Genomic DNA, 17,427 nt, shown 5'->3' on the forward strand with positions numbered 1-17,427 from the left:
ACAGTCTCGCTAGCAATACCAAATTGTGATGGTAAAAAATGGCAATTTACGCAGAGATTTGCCTAATTTGTGCTGAACCCAAATTACATAACCGTGTTGCGTGTAGATTCAGTATCAATTGGCTTAATTAAGTACAAACGTAACATATTCCAAAAAATCGCCAAAGCAGGCGGGATTCTTTGGCAGAATTTGACGAAATTCGGCAAATTACTATTGTTAATGGCTGCTAGCTTGAGATTATTTTCGGAACACTGTTCTAACCGCCAGAAAAATTCGGGGTGATTAGTATTCAAAATTACAGGGAATGCTCTAGCAGAGGTGTTATTTGTCTCTTGGATGACTCTTTGATTGTATTTGCGGGGATGGATACCAATGACTTCGTAAAAGCTGGCTCTCTCAAATACTGTCATTGTGTGGGTAGCAAATACAGTTAATAAGAAAAAGCGTATCCATAACTTAGCTTTCCAACTTTTCCATAATTGGGGCTGCGATCGCAATACGGCTTTAAAGAAATCTCCGTGGCGATTTTCATCCTGACACCAACTCTCAAATTTACGGAACAGAGGATAAAACTGATATTCTGGATGCTCCTGCATATGCTTATGCACCAAAATATAACGCCAGTAACCAATTTTCTCCGATAGGTAGACGGTGTAAATCACCCACTCTGGCGGGAAAAAGGTATATGTGCGTTTCTTGGTTAAATAATTTAGGTCTAAGGAAAGGTTTAAATCTGCCATCGATTTATTTAAAAATCCCGCATGGCGTGCCTCATCCCGTGCCATATAATTAAAGGCCTCAGCCAATAGGGGATTGCGGTCTTTAATGCGGCGTGATAGCTCTTTAAACAAGAGAAATCCAGAAAACTCCGAAGTACAAGAACGTTCCAAAAAGTCAATAAAGGCGCGGCGTTTTTCCCCTGTAATATGATCCCAATTTTGCTTAAACTCTGCATCTCGAACAAAGTGATGGCGGTTGTAGTCCTCCCGCAGTTCTTCTACAATGGCTCGAATCTCCGCCTCATTGGCTGAAATATCCATCTTCGCCACTGCATCAAAATCGGTAGTATAAAACCGGGGTGTTAATAAAGTTTCTTGAACAGGTGCTTTAATTCCTGGCTTCAGAGTTTGTGGCTCTGGGGTTACAAGGCTATTAACCATGAGACTCCTTACTATAAATGGTTTTATAGTTATATAAACATAAAATGATATTTGTATACATCAGTTAAATTATCGAACTGATTAGGTATTGGGGATTAGTGATTAGGGACTGGGTACTGGGGAATTGGGAATAGGGAATAGGGAATAGGGCATTGGATAATTCAATGCGTTGATTTTTGGTTTGGGATTTAATCTAAAGTCTCAAATTCTGACCCCTACACCCTTACACCCCTAAACCCCTACACCCTTTCCTCTTCAAACGATATATGTAGTGAGATTAAGCGAAATATAAAAAAATATTAATCTCCGTATAGTTATAAAGCTATTAATAGTTAAATGAGTTTGGGAGATATAAAAATAGTCTGGATTTGCATCAGCAGTGGTAGTTGCTAGATAGAGCGATGCCAATCCTCTCTAAACCCAGAATAACAATCCTCTCCAGTATTGATTGTGAACTGGCAACTATTTTGAGTCTATGAAGGGTGCTGAGTTAAAAGTGCTAGGTACTGAGTTAAAAAATGATCATCTCAATAACTGATCATCGGCTAAACGCCGCGCTACCGCTAACACCACTCAGCACTCATCACTAAATCAAGCATCAAGGAAGTAAAAATGAGTAGCAATTTAGCCATCAAATTACGTTCTGGTACTCAAAAAGCTCACACAGCAGCAGAAAATGTGGGATTCATGAAATGCTTTTTGAAGGGGGTTGTAGATAGAGAATGTTTTGCTAAATTTTTAAGCAATCTGTATTTTGTCTACAGTGAACTAGAAACCGCAGTCAAAAGTCATGTCAATAACCCCATCATTGCTGCGGTTTACTTTCCAGAATTGAATCGCCAAGCCGCCTTAGAAAAAGACATGGTGTTTTATTATGGCAGTGAGTGGCGCAATTTGATTACAGCTTCTAGTAGCGCACAGGCGTATATTAATCGCCTTCGCCAACTTTCTGCCCATGAACCTGTATTGTTAATTGGTCACACCTATACACGCTATATGGGCGACCTTTCTGGGGGTCAGATGTTGCAAAAAATTGCTCAGTCAACCCTGAAATTATCTGGCTACGAAGGTACGTCTTTCTATAATTTTGACCAGATTCCCGACAAAGCAGCATTTAAAAACAAGTATCGTCAGGCGATGGATTCATTATCTATTGATGATGCTACAGGCGATCGCATTGTTGCTGAAGCCAATATTGCTTTCCAATACAATATGCAAATGGCTAGAGATTTAGAGGGTAATTTAATCAAAGCTATTGGTCAAGTAGTCTTCAATAGCTTGACTCACAACACTAGCCCTGGTAGTACCGAAGCACCAGCAACCTGAAAGCGGGGAGGAAGAAGGCAAAATTCAAACAAGCCATCTTTTACCTTTCTTATGCCCCATTCCCTAATTTGGTTTAAATGAACACATCAGACTCTAGCAGTGAATATTTAAACTAGAAAATAGCTAGAGCAGAGGCATTTTATTGGCAATTTGTGACCAATCAAACAACAAATTGTAGACCCTATATACCCATAAACACGACCGTACAGCAAGGCAAAAGTAACAAGTCAAAATTCAAAGTATATTGTGTCATTTCAGATGTTATGGAAATTACTGCTGCACTTCAAGTATCTGATAATAAGTAGTAAAAAATACATTTGAATTGATCAAAATCATCAAAGCTATCTTTTGCCTTTTGACTTTTACCTTTTTGAATGGTCACATTAACTTGGAGGATTTGATGGTTTTTCTGTCGTCTGGAGTCAAATTTGACCTGGAATTGATTCAAAAGTATGATACACCTGCACCAAGGTATACCAGTTACCCAACTGCGACACAGTTAGCTGAAGGATTTACAGAGAGTGATTTTCGGGAGGCGATCGCCAGATCCAATCAGAGAAAATCACCTCTTTCTTTATACTTCCATATTCCTTTTTGTCAAAGTGCTTGTTACTTTTGTGGTTGCAATACTGTTATTTCTAATAACAGAAATATTGCTAAACCTTATCTAGAAAATTTAGCACAAGAAATCAAGCATACTGCTTCTTTGATTGACCAAGATAGAAAGGTACTGCAAATTCATTGGGGTGGTGGTACACCTAATTACTTAGATTGTGAGCAGGTAGAATTTTTGTGGAAACAAATTACCCGCAACTTCAACCTTGATCCACAAGCTGAAGTTTCTATTGAGATTAACCCCCGCTACGTTGACGAAGATTACATTTTCTTTCTTAGGGAAATTGGGTTTAATCGCGTTAGCTTTGGTATCCAAGACTTTAATAGCAAAGTACAAGTAGCTGTCAACCGCGTCCAACCAGAAGAGATGTTATATAACGTCATGAGTTGGATTAAAGCGGCTCAGTTTGAAAGTGTGAATGTGGATTTAATCTATGGTTTACCTTATCAAACTTTACAAACATTTCGCGAGACAGTACAGAAGACAGTTGCATTAGATCCAGATCGGATTGTGGTGTTTAACTTTGCTTACGTACCTTGGTTGAAACCAGCACAAAAGCATATTCCTGTGGAAGCATTACCCGAACCCCAGGAAAAGCTAGAAATTCTGCAAATGACCATTGAGGAATTGACAAAAAGCCAATATTTATTTATTGGGATGGATCATTTTGCCAAACCTAACGATGAATTAGCGATCGCGCAACGTAACCGCACTCTGCAACGTAACTTCCAAGGCTATACCACCCACGCTGGTACGGATTTATTTGGCTTTGGTGCTACGTCCATTAGTATGTTACATGATGCTTACGTACAAAATCATAAGCAGTTAAAAGAATATTATCAAGCTGTTGGTAGTGATACTTTACCAATTAGTAAAGGTGTAAAACTCACCGATGATGATATCTTGAGACGCGATGTGATTATGTGCATTATGTCCAATTTTCAGCTAAATAAGTCAGAAATAGCCGAAAAATACGGGATAAACTTTGATGAGTATTTTGCCCTAGAACTAGAGTTATTAGAGCCATTAGCAGCTGATGGTTTAGTGAATTTATCGACTAACCATATCCAAATTACGGATATTGGTAGATTACTGGTACGAAATGTTGCTGTAGTTTTTGATACTCACAATCAAACACCAGAAAAACATTTCTCCCGTGCCATATAATATCTAATCTGATCCTGTCAGCTTGTGTTCATGGAACATTTTGGTAATTGGTAGCTGGTAATTCCCTTCACTTAATTACCTCTGACCAATTACCGACTGTCATCTCATAATACTCATTAAAATAATTTGTTATCCTGGAATAATTCAGTAACTTCCTATGCGGAGGACATTCTGAACTTATTAATTCTGATATAGGAATCATATTTGATTTTTGCGAAGCTAGGTACACTTTTATCCCTTTTAACCTGTTCCCTGTTCCCTGTTCCCCGTTCCCTTACTACGCAAATGATTTCAGGAATCAAAGCGGATTCCTATATATCTATCTTTTGGCTTCAAAAACTTACTTCATCTGGTGGAAACGCTAGCAAATCAAGATTGCTAATCTGAGTACAGATGAGATTTTTGAGGACATTATATGAATATTATTGCTTGGGTAATATTAGGACTATTAGCTGGTGCGATCGCTAAAGCAATTTATCCTGGAACTCAAGGTGGCGGTATTCTTTCCACAATGATTTTAGGTATCATCGGTGCTTTCATTGGTGGTAGTTTATATAGTTTATTCGCCACGGGAACTTTACAATTAACTGCTACGAGTTTAAGCTTGCCTGGTCTTTTAATAGCAATTATTGGTGCAATGATTGCTATCTATCTGTGGGGACTAATTAGCAGAAGCCGCAGTGTGTAAAAAATTCAAAATAAGCAAATACTCATTTTGTTATCAAGCATTCAATGTTGTGATGCTTGATCATTTCTTACTCAGTTGAAAATATTTGTAGAGGCGGTTCATGTTTTTCCACAAAAAAGAGCCTATTCATGCTGTCAAAGTCGAGGAAGCAAATCCTCGCTTTGCTCAATTACTTCTAGAGCAGTTTGGCGGAGCAACAGGAGAATTATCAGCAGCTTTACAATACTGGGTGCAATCATTCCATGTTGAGAATGCTGGAATTCGCGATATGCTGCAAGACATTGCCATTGAGGAATTCGGGCATTTAGAAATGGTGGGTAAACTCATTGAGGCTCATACCAAAAATGTGGATCAAACAGATGTTTATAAAAGCACTCTTTTTGCAGTCAGAGGAATAGGGCCTCACTTTTTAGATAGTCAAGGTAATGCTTGGACTGCAAACTATCTCAATGAAGGCGGAGATGTAGTTAGAGATTTGCGTGCGAATATTGCAGCTGAGGCTGGCGCGCGTCAAACCTATGAAGAATTAATTAAGCTATGTCCAGACCAAGGTACAAAACAAACTTTAGTACATCTTTTGACTAGAGAAGTTTCTCACACCCAGATGTTTATGAAAGCATTAGATTCACTGGGTAAATTAACAGATCCATTCTTTGGCAATATTCAACCTGATGAGACTGTAGATATTTACTACAATCTATCGACTAATGGTCATGGACAAGATGAACGCGGCCCTTGGAATTCTGAGCCAGCATTTAAATATATTGCCAACCCATTAGAAAAAAGGTAAAAGGCAAAAGGTAAAAGGCAAAAGGCAAAAGGTGAAAGATGAAAGGTAAAAGGTAAAGGGTAAAAAGTTATTCTTTACTTTTTACTTTTTCCTTTTGAGGTAAGTCAGTTTCCTAAATTGGAGAGTAGTCTGTGATTGTAAATCCAACCCCAAATGGATGGGAAATTATTTATCACCGCGCCCATGCGTTGTTAGCAGCGCAACTAGCAGGACAATGGCGACGCAAAAATTCTCCAGCACGGATATATGAAACCCTAGCAGCCATTTCTCATCATGATGACTTAGAAAAAGAATGGCAAGAAGATAATCTGACTCCCGGAGGCGCGCCAATGGACTTTACCATGCACCAAAAAACCTCCGTGGAAAAACTGGCTGATCTGGTGAATAATGCCCGTTATCGAGGACGGTGGGTGACTTTATTAATTTCCAAACATATCAGTCGTTTAAATGAGCCAAAACGGGGACAATGTCCTGAACTAGATCAATTTCTAGATGAGCAACTGCAAAATCAACAGCGTTGGCGTGAAGAGTTGGGTATCAAAAAAGAAGATGTAGATGCGGCTTATGCGTTTATGCAGTGGTGCGATCGCCTATCATTAATCTTATGTCAGCAAGAATTACCAGCCGACGAAAGATTTTTAGAAATTAGTTTGGGGCCTGATGGTCAACGTTATGACATTATGCAGCGTAGTGATCATTTGCTGACCGTTCAACCCTGGCCTTTTGAGGACGATAAGTTTACAGTTAATGTCGAAGCCTGCGATTTACATCAGGTCAAGTTTGCCAGTAATGCAGAACTCACTCACGCCCTGCAAACAGCACCGATTAAAGTTTTAGAGTGGACTTTCGTGAGAGCTTAAAAATCCTCATGATTTCCAGTCCCCCCACAAAATTAAAAAACGTCCGGGAGTGTTGCCGTGTTTCCACCCCAGACGCTTTTCAATTTCAACTTGCTCCTCACACACAACTAGAGAATATCACTTATTTTTTATCCAGTAAATTTGGAGTGTGACACTTTCTTAAGTGTACAAATATCGCTGGTTTTACCACCTAATTAAAAAACGCCTGGGAGTGTGACCGTGTTTCCACCCCAGACGTTTTTTAATTTCAACTTACTCCTCACACACAAATAGAAATTATCATTATGTCTGAGAAAATGGCAAGTATTATATTTAACTCTTTATAAAAACTTCATATTAATCAAGATAATCTGTGGAAATACGGGATACAAAATTCACAATTAAGAAAGCTTCATACTACTAGGTAGGTTTGACGGGTATGTATCTTTTCCCCTCACAAAACTGGCAGATGTCAAAACCACAGCCAATTAAAAAGCGTTTGGACGTGTTGCCGTGTTTCCACTCCAAACGCTCTTTATTTTCAACTTGCTCCTCACACACAACTAGAGAATAACACTGTCACACAAGACCGACTAGTAATATAAGTGACACTTTGCAAACTGCACCATGAGATGGGGATTGGGGATTGGGGATTGGTGATTGGGAATTGGGGGTTGGGGATTGGGGATTGGGGACTGGGGATTGGGGATTGGGGATTGGGGATTGGGGATTGGGGATTGGGAGACAAGGTAAATTTTATCCCCATGCCCTATGCCCTATGCCCCATGCCCTATGCCCCATGCCCAATTCGGATTAGTGTAGAAAATGACGTATACCAGTCAATACCATGACTAAACCTAGTTCATTAGCAGCTTTGATGGAATCTTGATCACGTAAGCTTCCACCTGGTTGGACGATCGCAGTAATACCTGCGGCGGCGGCTGTTCTGACAGAATCATCAAAGGGGAAAAATCCGTCACTGGCGAGAATCGCTCCTTTGGCTTTATCTCCGGCTTGTTCGAGGGCGATTTTGGTTGAACCAACGCGGTTCATTTGTCCAGCACCGACACCTAGAGTAGTGCGATCGCTTGTGAGGACGATGGCATTAGATTTAACGTGTTTGCAAACTTTCCACGCAAATAACAATTCTGCTAATTCATCAGCCGTGGGTTGACGGTCGGTGACGACTTGCCATTTACTAGTGTCAGCGATCGCATCGTCCGCAGTCTGCACCAAGAAACCGCCAGCAATTTGTTTCACCAGAGTTTTCGGCCCACTACTCAAATCTGCTAAAGTCAAAACCCGGACATTAGATTTTTTAGCCAGAATTTTTTGGGCTTCTGCATCACAATCAGGTGCAACTACGCATTCTAGAAATGTTTTAGTTAATTCAGTGGCGGTAGCTGCATCAATGGAACGGTTGAGGGCGACAATACCACCAAAAGCAGAGATAGAATCAGCATTAAAAGCCTTTTGATAAGCTTCAACCAAGGTATTGCCTAACGCCGTACCGCAGGGATTGGTATGTTTGATAATGGTAGCGGCTGGCGTATCAGGAAATTCAGCAATAATGCGGCGGGCGGCTTCTAAATCCACCAAGTTATTGTAACTGAGTTCTTTTCCTTGGAGTTTTGTCGCCGCAGCCCAACCGCTTGCAGTTGTACCAGTTTGATACCAAGTAGCAGGTTGGTGGGGGTTTTCACCGTAACGCAGAGATTGTAATTCTGTACCGTTGAGGGTGTATTGTTGGGGGAGGGAAGTTTGGGATTGTTGAGACAGGTAGGAAGCGATCGCCTGATCATAACTAGCTGTATGCGAAAATCCCTTCAAAGCTGCTTTTTGACGGAATTCTAGGGAAGCTTCCCCGTTATTTTGCCGTAATTCCTGCAAATACTCATCATACTGTGCTGGGTCACATAATACCGTCAGATGAGCAAAATTCTTTGATGAAGCCCTCAACATCGCCGGGCCACCAATATCAATTTGTTCCACAGCTTCAGCTAATGTTACCCCTGGTTTAGCAATAGTCGCCTCAAAGGGATAAAGATTCACGACTACCAAATCAATCGGGCGAATTTGGTTATTTTCCAAGTCTGTCACATCTTGAGGTACATCCCGCCGAGCTAAAATGCCGCCATGAATCCGAGGATGGAGAGTTTTTACACGTCCACCTAAAATTTCCGGTGAACCAGTGTATTCCGAAACCTTGGTAACAGGTATTCCCGCATCTTTGAGGGCTTGGGCTGTTCCCCCACTGCTGATTAAATCAAATTCAAATTCTTCTACCAAGCTACGGGCTAAGTCAATTAAACCAGTTTTATTAGATACACTCAGCAGTGCTAGACGCGCCATGTCTCAATTCCTCAAATTTAGCGGGTGATGCCAAAGACCACAATTTTTACATAACCCTGGCTTCACTTCAATACCATGAGGAATAATTGTGCTTTAAGCTTTGTCTAAATGCCGTAAACTTGTAAAAATATATTGGCATCGTAATGAAGTATTGTCAAATTTTGCTAAAGGCATTGAGATGAGCGCAAAAAAATTAGCAGAAAATTTATAAAAACATACTTCTTGAAACTGCATTATTAAAATTGAATAGATTATCAGCAACTTAAAAGTAAATACTGTCAAGAGATAAACTAATCACTAATTCAAGTTAATCGGTAATAAGTTAAATGTCAGGATCTAAGCTTGTCAAAGTTTTTTATTGTTGCTCTGACTCTGCAAAAGATGTACAACTGCGACAAAAACTAGAAAATCATCTCAAAATCTTGGAACGGCAGCGAGTGATTATTAGTTGGCATAGAGGTATGATTAGTCCTGGAAAAGAACGGGCAGCAGAGATTGATAGGCAATTAAACACAGCTGATATAATTTTGGTGCTAATTAGTTCAGATTTGATAGCTGCCGATGACCACTGGGAATTTGTGACGAAACAGGCGATGCAAAGGCATAGATCTGGACAGGCGCGTGTTATTCCTATTCTTCTTCGTCCTGTTTTTAATATTTGGAAACCTGCTTTAGATAACCTCACAGCCTTGCCAACTTTGCTAGAAAGAGAAAAAGCTGTTACTGATTGGGGTCAGCATGATAAAGCTTTTGAAAATATTGCACAAGGTATAAAAAAAGTAGCCCAAGAACTTACTGATCCTACCTTCCATATTAAACACTATTCACAGCAGACGGGGGTAGTTGTAATATCTGTTGTACAGGCTACTTGTAATTTTCTTATACACATCGTAAGGTCAACCTTGTTCTCTGTATTTAAGCCATCAAGGACTCGTCGGCATCGTAGAGCCAGCAAGAGAGCTAATCAAATAGTTATTTTAATTGCAGTATGTAGTGTTCTTATATCTTTATTTTTCTGGCAAGCAGGTATATATAAAAGTTTTTTGTTAATATCTAATCCTACTATAGAATCCACAGAAAACATTAATTATTCTGGATGGATATGGTTAGGTATAGTTAAAAATCATCCAGGTGCTTTGTCTCCTGGAGAACCGTTAGTTGTTGAACAAAAAAATATCGCAGAATACCCTAGCATTGATCCTCTCGTTTTTCCATCACCAGGAGCAATAGTAACGGTTAAACAACTTGTAGATTTAAGACAAGAAAAATCTTTAATTTCAGAACCAATTCATAGATTTCAAGGTGGAGAGAAGTTGGTCATACTTAAAGTAGAGCCTTTAAAAAAGGCTAGTAGAAATTCAGTCTATATCCGATTGATGGCAAAAGTTCGTTGTCATCACAATTGTGAGAAAAAATAGTCTAAAGCAATTACATCGAAGATTTAAGAGCTTCAGTAATTTTCCTGTGAAATAGGGAATAAGGCACTATTTCCTATCTAACCAAGTCTGTAAATCAGCTAAACTGCCAAAATCTAGCAGTGCTTCACTCAAATCTTCCAAAACAGGCAAAGGTAAATCAGCAATTGAGGCGCGCATTTCTTCAGACAGTTCGCCAAAACGCTTAGTTAGCAGTCGGATAATTAGATTGATTGTTGCTTCTTCTCTCCCTTCCTCTCTTCCTTCCTCCTTGATTTCTCGATAAACTCTTGTTTCCTTAAGTGTAATTCCCAGCATCGACTCAACCTCTATTCTGCTCAATTGTTCAAACTTGTACACCATAATTGTAATAATCATCTCTATTATGGCGCGACTTGCTGGCTCAGTTACTTCTTGACGCGTCTTGCTTAATAAGTATCGGGCTTCTTCTGGTGCTTGACTTTCTTCTACAGTAGTCAGCACCATTAGTGCTACCCATATTGGTAATTGGCGAATATTTCCTAATTCATCTAAATAGATTCTCTGTACTTGTTCACCATTCAGTAATGAACGATGAGGATGAATTTTGCTTTGTTCAAAATTGCGTGAGGGATAAATGATCACTGCTTGCCAATCGCTAAACTTTGTATGGTTGCGATAGAAGTAGAGTGAGGATTCTGCAAATACTCTTTCGTAAAGTTGTTCGTCTTTTTGAAATTGTACCTCACAAAAATATATAACTCCTGTATCTTGGTTCTCTGGTGGTAGAAACACCCCATCAATTTCAAATTTGGGTTCTTTGACAGCTACAGATTCAAATCGGTAAGCATCTGCATTAGTTGGCGGTGTTGCTAGTAGTTGAAACAAGAGTGTAGGAGATTGTTGAAACAGTTTATAAAAAATAGAATCTCGCCGCATTCTTCTTTAAAGATTACTATAGGATTCCTATTTGATTTTGGTGAAGCTAGGTACACTTTGATTCCTTCTTTCCTGTTCCCTGTTCCCTGTTCCCTCCCTACGCAAATAATTTCAGGAATCAAAGCGGATTCCTATATTACTTAGCACTATTGATCAGCCATTCGTTAGTTGCTGCATCTCTTAACAGAGAGAATCGAATAGCAGCAGGTGTTTGTTGTCCCGATTTCATGAAAAATGTTAAACGAGCGTCAACTGTTGCTGTTGATGTATCAGACTCTACTAAACTAACGTTATCAACAGATACGCTTTCTACTTGTCCTTGCCACCAGTCCGAATAAGAACGATAGCCATTGGGGTGCAGGTTGCTATTTTGAAAACTGGGAGTTAGCAAATTCCAGGCTGTCTCATATTGAGCCTGGTTGATATGGGCATAATAATTCTCTATTGCTTGTTCTGGCGACTGTGTTTCAACTTGTGATGTTTGAGAATTTGCAGATGATGTATTACCTGCTTGCAATTCTGCATTGGTGGGTTGTGAACCAACGGGTTCTGCGGTTTCGGGAGTGGATGCAGTTACAGGTGAATTTGTGACGGCTGAAGAATTTGAGTCTGGTGTGGTTGCAGTTTCAGTAGTTCCCTGTGTTGTAGTGGTATTGGAAGTTGCAGGTGTATCTGTTGGTTCTACGCTGGGAGTGCTGTTGTTGTTAGTAGTAGATTCACTAGAAGATATTGTTGAAGGGGTGACTGATTGATTGGGTCTGGTTATAGCAAAACCAATTAATACAGATACACTCACTAAACCACCAGCAATTAAGCTACCAAGTAATATCCCCCGACTGCTATTTTTTTTGCTGACAGGTTCGGGAGAGGGGGAAGATGCGGGACTAACGGCGACGGTGTTAGAGGCTGTAACAGATGGTGGAACTGTGACTACTTGCTGTTGTTGATAAGGATTTGTGGGAGGTTGTGATTGTTGATAGGGAGTTGTAGCAGGTTGGGGTTGTTGATAGGGAGTTGTGGGAGGTTGTGATTGTTGATAGACAGTTGGGGGTAAGCTGACTGCGCCTAATTGCAAGGCTTCTAACATCTCCCTTGCGGTGGCGAACCGTTCTCTGGGATGATAGGCGATCGCACGATCAAGAGCATCTGCAAATGTCGGACTGACATTCAAAGCGTGTGTACGCCAGATAATTTCCCCTGTTCTGGAGTCTGTTTCTAATTCATGGGGTTGTTTCCCAGTCAATAAATAAATTGCTGTCATCCCCAAACTATAAATATCACTAGAATACATAGGTCTACCTGCCGCTTGTTCACTCGGCATATACCCTGGTGTCCCAATCACAATGGAACTGGTAGGATTACCTTGGGAATTCACGACTGTACCCATAGATTCCCGCACTGCACCAAAATCAATCAGTACAGGTTTGCCATCTCGATGACGCACAATAATATTGTCTGGTTTAATATCGCGGTGAATTATGTGTCTTGAGTGGACGTACTCTAAAACAGGTAGTAAATTTACGAGAATTTCTTGAACCGACTCTTCACTAAATACACCTTGTTGATAAAATTTATTAGTTAATGTGCTACCTTCTATCCACTCTTGAATCAAATAAAATTGCTCATTTGATTGAAAATAAGCATATAAAGTAGGAATTTGGTCTGTATAGCTGCCTAACTCTTCTAAAATAGCCGCCTCGCGTTGAAATCGCTCTTGGACGAGTTGGTAAATTTGAGGATTGTTGTGTATGGGTTTGAGCAGTTTCACCACACAACGACGGTTAGATGGCATTTGGGTATCTTCAGCTAAAAATGTTTCCCCAAATCCACCACTACCCAAAGTTTGAACTACTCGATAGCGATTCTCTAATAGCGTTTCCATAAGTTAGTGCAGAACAGTGTCAAATTAGTTGTGATATTGTATACATTTTATCCATTATCCAGTAGTTACCCAAAAATTGTCACTCAACAATTATTTGAGTAGTTCACTGAACAACAGTATGGATTTTATTCGCAATTAACTACAAATAAGACCAGACTAATTACTTAAAATGTCTCAAATTATAACGGTCTTGATATTGTTGAATGCGATCTACATTCTGCTGCTCTAATCTGCTGAGTAATGTTAAGGGAAATTCTCTCGGTGAATATATGGATTGATACCAAGTTTGAGTATTAAAATATGCTTGTAATTCAGGAGTATCAAATCTGCGTCCGTGACGAGCGAAAATTGTATTTCGCATAATATCTAGTGTGTAACCGTCTTTACCATTTAAATCCGCATCGGTGACAAGTCGTTCAGAAAGCCAGAGATAATTACTCTGATTATTTTCTGGTGGTGGGGTAAAAGAATTGACAATTTGAGAAGTATCTACATTTGATGGAGATTGAGTTTGAGGAACTACATTCTTGGATACTTTGGTTTGCAAAGATTGGGAGACAGGGGAAGTAGTTTCTTTGACTACTGGCTGTTCTGAGGAATGTTGCGGCGGTTTTGTCAATATAAACCCAAGAATCACCGAACCACCAATCAAACCGCCAGCGACTAAACTGCCAATTAATATATTTTTTTGCTGATTATCTGTAACAGTAGCTTGGGGAAGTACGGGAGTAGTTGGTTGTGCTGTGTGAGAGATGACGGGCGGGACAGAGTACGGCTGTGTGGGTGGTATGGAGTTAGTGTCCCTTTGCAAAGCCTCCAACATGGCTTTTGCTGAGGGGAAGCGATCGCGGGGATGATAAGCGATCGCCCGATCAATTACACTAGCCAAAACTGGACTGATATTTTGGGCATAGTTACGCCAGATAATTTCACCTGTTTGTGAGTCCGTCTCTAAGTTTTGCGGCTGCATACCCGTCAACAAATAAACCGCAGTCAACCCCAAACTATACAAATCACTAGAATAAACAGGTCTACCTGCGGCTTGTTCGCTGGGCATATATCCAGGCGTACCAATCACAATCGAACTAGTAGCATGACCTTGGGAATTAACTACTGTCCCCATTGATTCCCGGACTGCACCAAAGTCAATCAATACAGGCTTACCATCCCCATGACGCACCATGATATTATCGGGCTTAATATCACGATGGACAATTTGCTGAGAGTGGACGTAATCCAGAACAGGTAAAACATTCAGCAATATTTCCCTGACTGTATTCTCACTTAATAACCCTTGTTGTCTAACTTTAGCGGTGAGTGTATCCCCTTCAATCCACTCCTGTATTAAATAAAATTGCCCATCTGCGGAAAAATAAGCATACAATGCCGGAATTTGTCCAGTTTTTCCGCCTAATTCTTCCAGAATTGCCGCTTCACGTTGGAATCTTTCTTGAACTAACTGATAAATTTGGGGATTATTTTGAATTGGCCTGAGTTGTTTAACCACACACCTACGTTTAGAAGGCATATAAGTATCTTCTGCAAGATAGGTTTCACCAAACCCACCAGCCCCCAATGTTTGTATCACTTGATAGCGATCGTTCAACATTTGTATTGTCATAATTGGTCAATAGTCAATAGTCAATAGTCAATAGTCAATACTCATTACTCATTACTCATTACTCATTACTTCTCCCATGCCCAATGCCCCATGCCCCATTCCCCATTCCCAATACCTCACTTCACATCTAATAATCCAGTTTCCTTTAACTTAGGATTGAATCGAATTTGTGTCTTTAATCCACGCAATTCTAAAGCTGCTAGAATTTCAGCTTCTACTCTTCTGGCGATGTTTTTCAGGATATTCATTTGCTTGACTTCATCATGTACAGGATTGTGGTAATTTTCTTGCTCTTCTGAAGTCATTACTGTTTTAACATCAAATAGGTTGTGTCCATGTTGCTTTTTGTTCTCCGTTACCCACCGGAAGATTACCGTTTTCCTCTATCCATGCTTGCTCAATGTTTTCTAAGATAGTGCGATTCGGACGCTCAATCGTATGTATTTTCACCCAATAACATTTTTGGGGTTGACGGACTAAATGCTGTCTCAAGCTTAAATAGATATCGCGGGAGTAACCAATAAATTGCAATATTTTTTCTTGATTAAAATGGCATAGGCCCCTATTTTGCCCTGTAAACTCTCAGATAAATTACCGTGATCATCAATGTAAGAAATATATGGCAATGATATTAAAGATGGAAGCTGATTTTCGTTATTCATTGGTCTATTTTGAGATTACTAATTGTTTTATAAATAGAATAGGGTAAATAGTTCAAGATTTATAGTGAGAAATTTAGTTCTCAACAAAGGACTAAAGTCCTTACTACGAACTGAATACTAGTATTTTTACTTTACTTAATATATTTCGTTTTTTTAAGTTGTTCTACTTAAATTAATAATTAATAATTGGGAGTTTTGTTAATTAAAATTCCAAAAAGTTACTTAATTCAGTCAGCACAACCAAACTATAGCAGTTTGGGTTGACATGGAATGGGAAAAAGACGGAGGTTTTCACTTCCTTCACTACAACTGGGTGATTAGTTCGGCTTTTGGAGGCGATCGCCTTCAGAATGGTCTAACATTTGTCTTCCAACGCTGGTACTGTTCCCTAATTCCCTGTTAATTTAAACGAGCGCGGCAGGACTCGAACCTGCGACAGACTGCTTAGAAGGCAGTTACTCTATCCACCTGAGTTACGCGCCCAAATCAAAATTGTGGCTCAAAAATGAGTCACTCTAAAAATTATATCGTCTTTATGCCTAATAAGCAATTAAAAAAAATTGCAGATTGACTGTTGCTAAGGCTAAGATGCTAGTCGCAAGTTGATTAATTAGCTTATTATGTGGTCGATGGATGCTGATTTGCGGGTTGATGGCGATGAACTAAACGCCCGGTGTAGCTGATCGCCTGAACATAGACTATTTTCAGATAGTCGCTCACTAAATCTATACCACGTAAGTAATCGCACTCTTGGCGATGTTGCTAAATCAGATTATAAATCGCTTATCTATAAAGCCCCTGCGGGGAGTTATTTGCTAGTGCCATGTTTATTTTGAAACGGCAGGATGTTGAAATATCAAGCATTCAGCACCCGAAAAAGGATCAGCAGGTGCCGATTCTCCATTATCAGGGGCAGACTTTTCGCTTGATTAGTGTATTCAAAGCTGGCCAAGAAGAAGAAGCTAGAACTTTGTGGCGAGAATTAACTGATCATCGTGGTAAAGCTTGCGTCTTACTGGAGGAACCAGAACGCTTTAGCGTTTGGGGTAAAGTACGCCTAGACCAAATTGGTAATGATACTGGTGGACACAGCAAAAACAGCACATTAATTCAGGCTAGCATTTTGCTACTACAAGCTGTTCACATGGATATAGAAGAATTTTTGGGTACGAAGCAAGTTTCATTATTTGAAAAAGATGTCGCTGAATTTCAGAAGCAGCAGCAATTTCCTGAGACTGCTTCGATTGAAGCGGTGAAACAGTTAGTCTCAATTGATCCGTTGGAATCAGACAAGCTACCCCCCTGGAAAGAAAATCATGTAGTCAGCTTTTTACAAGAACTACATAAATTAGGGAAAACTTATTTTGGTAACGCCAACTTTGCCAATCAAGTAGCCAATCACCTACAGGATATGCCAGAAGGAGAGCGATCGCTGTTTATCTCGTGGCTGAGTCAGTCTTCCCTGAATAAATTATGGCAGTAGAAGGCAAAAGTAAAAAGGCAAAGGCAAAAGGCAAAAGGCAAAAGGCAAAAAAACCATATTGCCCTGTTTGCCCAATCCCACAAGTTCTTTCATTGTGAATTTTGAATTGGTTCATCCCCAGAGTGCATTTAATCAAATCTTATGAGTAGTTCTTACAAAAATCCATCTTCATTGGCAAAATCTCTATTTACCACCCAGAACATAGTTTTAGCTAGCATTGGCTGGGGTGTACTAGCACTGCTATACTTTTTATTGTTTAGTGCCAAAGTCCCTGGAGCTAATGGTCAAGAAACCCGTGCTGAATGGTACGTGATTGGTACAAATATTTTTGAAGCGTTAGCTTATCTGGGTGCAGGAATTTTATGCTTAAGGAATTGGCGCAGTCCACAGATTGTCAGTAGCCGCAATGTCTGGCTAGCCATTGCCATAGGTATGATTTCTTATTTCCTGGGAGGGATATTTTTTGGTTATACAGAAATTGTTTTACGAGAAGAACCGGATGTGTCTA

The 17,427-nt window shown here is 39.9% G+C and carries 14 protein-coding genes, 1 tRNA gene and 2 pseudogenes; 10 read left to right on the forward strand and 7 right to left on the reverse strand.

Going from position 1 to position 17,427, the window contains the following annotated elements; translation table 11 throughout:
* Positions 1-83: 83 nt before the first annotated feature.
* Positions 84-1,160 carry a magnesium-protoporphyrin IX monomethyl ester (oxidative) cyclase gene (gene acsF / locus CV014_RS02270; RefSeq protein WP_236140539.1) on the reverse strand — a complete coding sequence of 359 codons (1,077 nt, stop codon included), beginning with the start codon at positions 1,158-1,160 and terminating at the stop codon, positions 84-86.
* A 612-nt stretch (positions 1,161-1,772) separates the two neighbouring features.
* On the opposite strand from acsF, the gene CV014_RS02275 reads away from it, so the two are divergent.
* From CV014_RS02275 to CV014_RS02300, 6 genes are all read left to right on the forward strand, one after another.
* A complete protein-coding gene (locus tag CV014_RS02275) occupies positions 1,773-2,486 on the forward strand; it encodes a biliverdin-producing heme oxygenase (RefSeq protein WP_236140540.1) in 714 nt (237 codons plus the stop codon).
* Between the two features lie 400 nt (positions 2,487-2,886).
* Entirely contained in the window at positions 2,887-4,269 is a 1,383-nt protein-coding gene (hemN, locus tag CV014_RS02280; RefSeq protein WP_236140541.1) for an oxygen-independent coproporphyrinogen III oxidase, read from the forward strand.
* A 415-nt stretch (positions 4,270-4,684) separates the two neighbouring features.
* Positions 4,685-4,957 carry a GlsB/YeaQ/YmgE family stress response membrane protein gene (locus CV014_RS02285; protein ID WP_236140542.1) on the forward strand — a complete coding sequence of 91 codons (273 nt, stop codon included), beginning with the start codon at positions 4,685-4,687 and terminating at the stop codon, positions 4,955-4,957.
* 100 nt (positions 4,958-5,057) lie between these two features.
* A complete protein-coding gene (locus CV014_RS02290) occupies positions 5,058-5,747 on the forward strand; it encodes a manganese catalase family protein (protein WP_236140543.1) in 690 nt (229 codons plus the stop codon).
* Between the two features lie 131 nt (positions 5,748-5,878).
* Positions 5,879-6,607, forward strand: a complete 729-nt coding sequence (locus CV014_RS02295; RefSeq protein ID WP_236140544.1) for a DUF3891 family protein — start codon at positions 5,879-5,881, stop codon at positions 6,605-6,607.
* 611 nt (positions 6,608-7,218) lie between these two features.
* A complete protein-coding gene (locus tag CV014_RS02300; RefSeq protein WP_236140545.1) occupies positions 7,219-7,437 on the forward strand; it encodes a hypothetical protein in 219 nt (72 codons plus the stop codon).
* Here the strand turns inward: CV014_RS02300 and purH are convergent.
* Entirely contained in the window at positions 7,400-8,938 is a 1,539-nt protein-coding gene (gene purH / locus CV014_RS02305; protein WP_236140546.1) for a bifunctional phosphoribosylaminoimidazolecarboxamide formyltransferase/IMP cyclohydrolase, read from the reverse strand. The two genes, CV014_RS02300 and purH, sit on opposite strands and share 38 nt — an antisense overlap.
* 326 nt (positions 8,939-9,264) lie before the next feature.
* Between purH and CV014_RS02310 the strand changes: the two genes are divergently transcribed.
* Entirely contained in the window at positions 9,265-10,356 is a 1,092-nt protein-coding gene (locus tag CV014_RS02310; RefSeq protein ID WP_236140547.1) for a toll/interleukin-1 receptor domain-containing protein, read from the forward strand.
* Positions 10,357-10,422: 66 nt separating this feature from the next.
* On the opposite strand, the gene CV014_RS02315 is transcribed toward CV014_RS02310, so the two are convergent.
* The 4 genes and pseudogenes from CV014_RS02315 to CV014_RS02330 all read right to left on the reverse strand — a co-directional run bounded on the left by CV014_RS02315 (position 10,423) and on the right by CV014_RS02330 (position 15,436).
* Positions 10,423-11,271, reverse strand: coding sequence for an Rpn family recombination-promoting nuclease/putative transposase (locus tag CV014_RS02315; protein WP_236140548.1), 849 nt, complete (start codon positions 11,269-11,271; stop codon positions 10,423-10,425).
* 136 nt (positions 11,272-11,407) lie between these two features.
* Positions 11,408-13,153 (reverse strand): serine/threonine-protein kinase, encoded by a 1,746-nt coding sequence (locus tag CV014_RS02320; RefSeq protein ID WP_236140549.1) that lies wholly within the window; start codon positions 13,151-13,153, stop codon positions 11,408-11,410.
* A gap of 160 nt (positions 13,154-13,313) precedes the next feature.
* On the reverse strand, positions 13,314-14,774 hold the full coding sequence (locus CV014_RS02325; RefSeq protein WP_236140550.1) for a protein kinase domain-containing protein: 1,461 nt from the start codon (positions 14,772-14,774) through the stop codon (positions 13,314-13,316).
* A 116-nt stretch (positions 14,775-14,890) separates the two neighbouring features.
* Positions 14,891-15,436 (reverse strand): annotated as a pseudogene (locus CV014_RS02330) (GIY-YIG nuclease family protein).
* Between the two features lie 265 nt (positions 15,437-15,701).
* Here CV014_RS02330 and CV014_RS02335 point away from each other — a divergent pair.
* Positions 15,702-15,839 carry a hypothetical protein gene (locus CV014_RS02335; RefSeq protein ID WP_236140551.1) on the forward strand — a complete coding sequence of 46 codons (138 nt, stop codon included), beginning with the start codon at positions 15,702-15,704 and terminating at the stop codon, positions 15,837-15,839.
* Positions 15,840-15,845: 6 nt separating this feature from the next.
* Here the strand turns inward: CV014_RS02335 and CV014_RS02340 are convergent.
* Positions 15,846-15,919, reverse strand: a tRNA-Arg gene (locus CV014_RS02340).
* Positions 15,920-16,259: 340 nt separating this feature from the next.
* Between CV014_RS02340 and CV014_RS02345 the strand changes: the two genes are divergently transcribed.
* Both CV014_RS02345 and CV014_RS02350 read left to right on the forward strand, forming a co-directional pair.
* Positions 16,260-16,919, forward strand: coding sequence for an Npun_F0813 family protein (locus tag CV014_RS02345; protein ID WP_103137224.1), 660 nt, complete (start codon positions 16,260-16,262; stop codon positions 16,917-16,919).
* A 141-nt stretch (positions 16,920-17,060) separates the two neighbouring features.
* Positions 17,061-17,427: pseudogene (locus CV014_RS02350) on the forward strand (hypothetical protein); the annotation flags it as partial.

This window comes from Nostoc sp. CMAA1605, assembly GCF_021596505.1.
Classification (GTDB): Bacteria; Cyanobacteriota; Cyanobacteriia; order Cyanobacteriales; family Nostocaceae; genus Trichormus.

What these genes read in the sequence shown, in the direction of transcription:
- acsF (WP_236140539.1), bottom strand. Translation starts at nt 1,160, where the DNA reads ATGGTTAATAGCCTTGTAACCCCAGAGCCACAAACTCTGAAGCCAGGA.
- CV014_RS02275 (WP_236140540.1), top strand. Translation starts at nt 1,773, where the DNA reads ATGAGTAGCAATTTAGCCATCAAATTACGTTCTGGTACTCAAAAAGCT.
- hemN (WP_236140541.1), top strand. Translation starts at nt 2,887, where the DNA reads ATGGTTTTTCTGTCGTCTGGAGTCAAATTTGACCTGGAATTGATTCAA.
- CV014_RS02285 (WP_236140542.1), top strand. Translation starts at nt 4,685, where the DNA reads ATGAATATTATTGCTTGGGTAATATTAGGACTATTAGCTGGTGCGATC.
- CV014_RS02290 (WP_236140543.1), top strand. Translation starts at nt 5,058, where the DNA reads ATGTTTTTCCACAAAAAAGAGCCTATTCATGCTGTCAAAGTCGAGGAA.
- CV014_RS02300 (WP_236140545.1), top strand. Translation starts at nt 7,219, where the DNA reads ATGGGGATTGGGGATTGGGGATTGGTGATTGGGAATTGGGGGTTGGGG.
- purH (WP_236140546.1), bottom strand. Translation starts at nt 8,938, where the DNA reads ATGGCGCGTCTAGCACTGCTGAGTGTATCTAATAAAACTGGTTTAATT.
- CV014_RS02310 (WP_236140547.1), top strand. Translation starts at nt 9,265, where the DNA reads ATGTCAGGATCTAAGCTTGTCAAAGTTTTTTATTGTTGCTCTGACTCT.
- CV014_RS02315 (WP_236140548.1), bottom strand. Translation starts at nt 11,271, where the DNA reads ATGCGGCGAGATTCTATTTTTTATAAACTGTTTCAACAATCTCCTACA.
- CV014_RS02320 (WP_236140549.1), bottom strand. Translation starts at nt 13,153, where the DNA reads ATGGAAACGCTATTAGAGAATCGCTATCGAGTAGTTCAAACTTTGGGT.
- CV014_RS02325 (WP_236140550.1), bottom strand. Translation starts at nt 14,774, where the DNA reads ATGACAATACAAATGTTGAACGATCGCTATCAAGTGATACAAACATTG.
- CV014_RS02335 (WP_236140551.1), top strand. Translation starts at nt 15,702, where the DNA reads ATGGAATGGGAAAAAGACGGAGGTTTTCACTTCCTTCACTACAACTGG.
- CV014_RS02345 (WP_103137224.1), top strand. Translation starts at nt 16,260, where the DNA reads ATGTTTATTTTGAAACGGCAGGATGTTGAAATATCAAGCATTCAGCAC.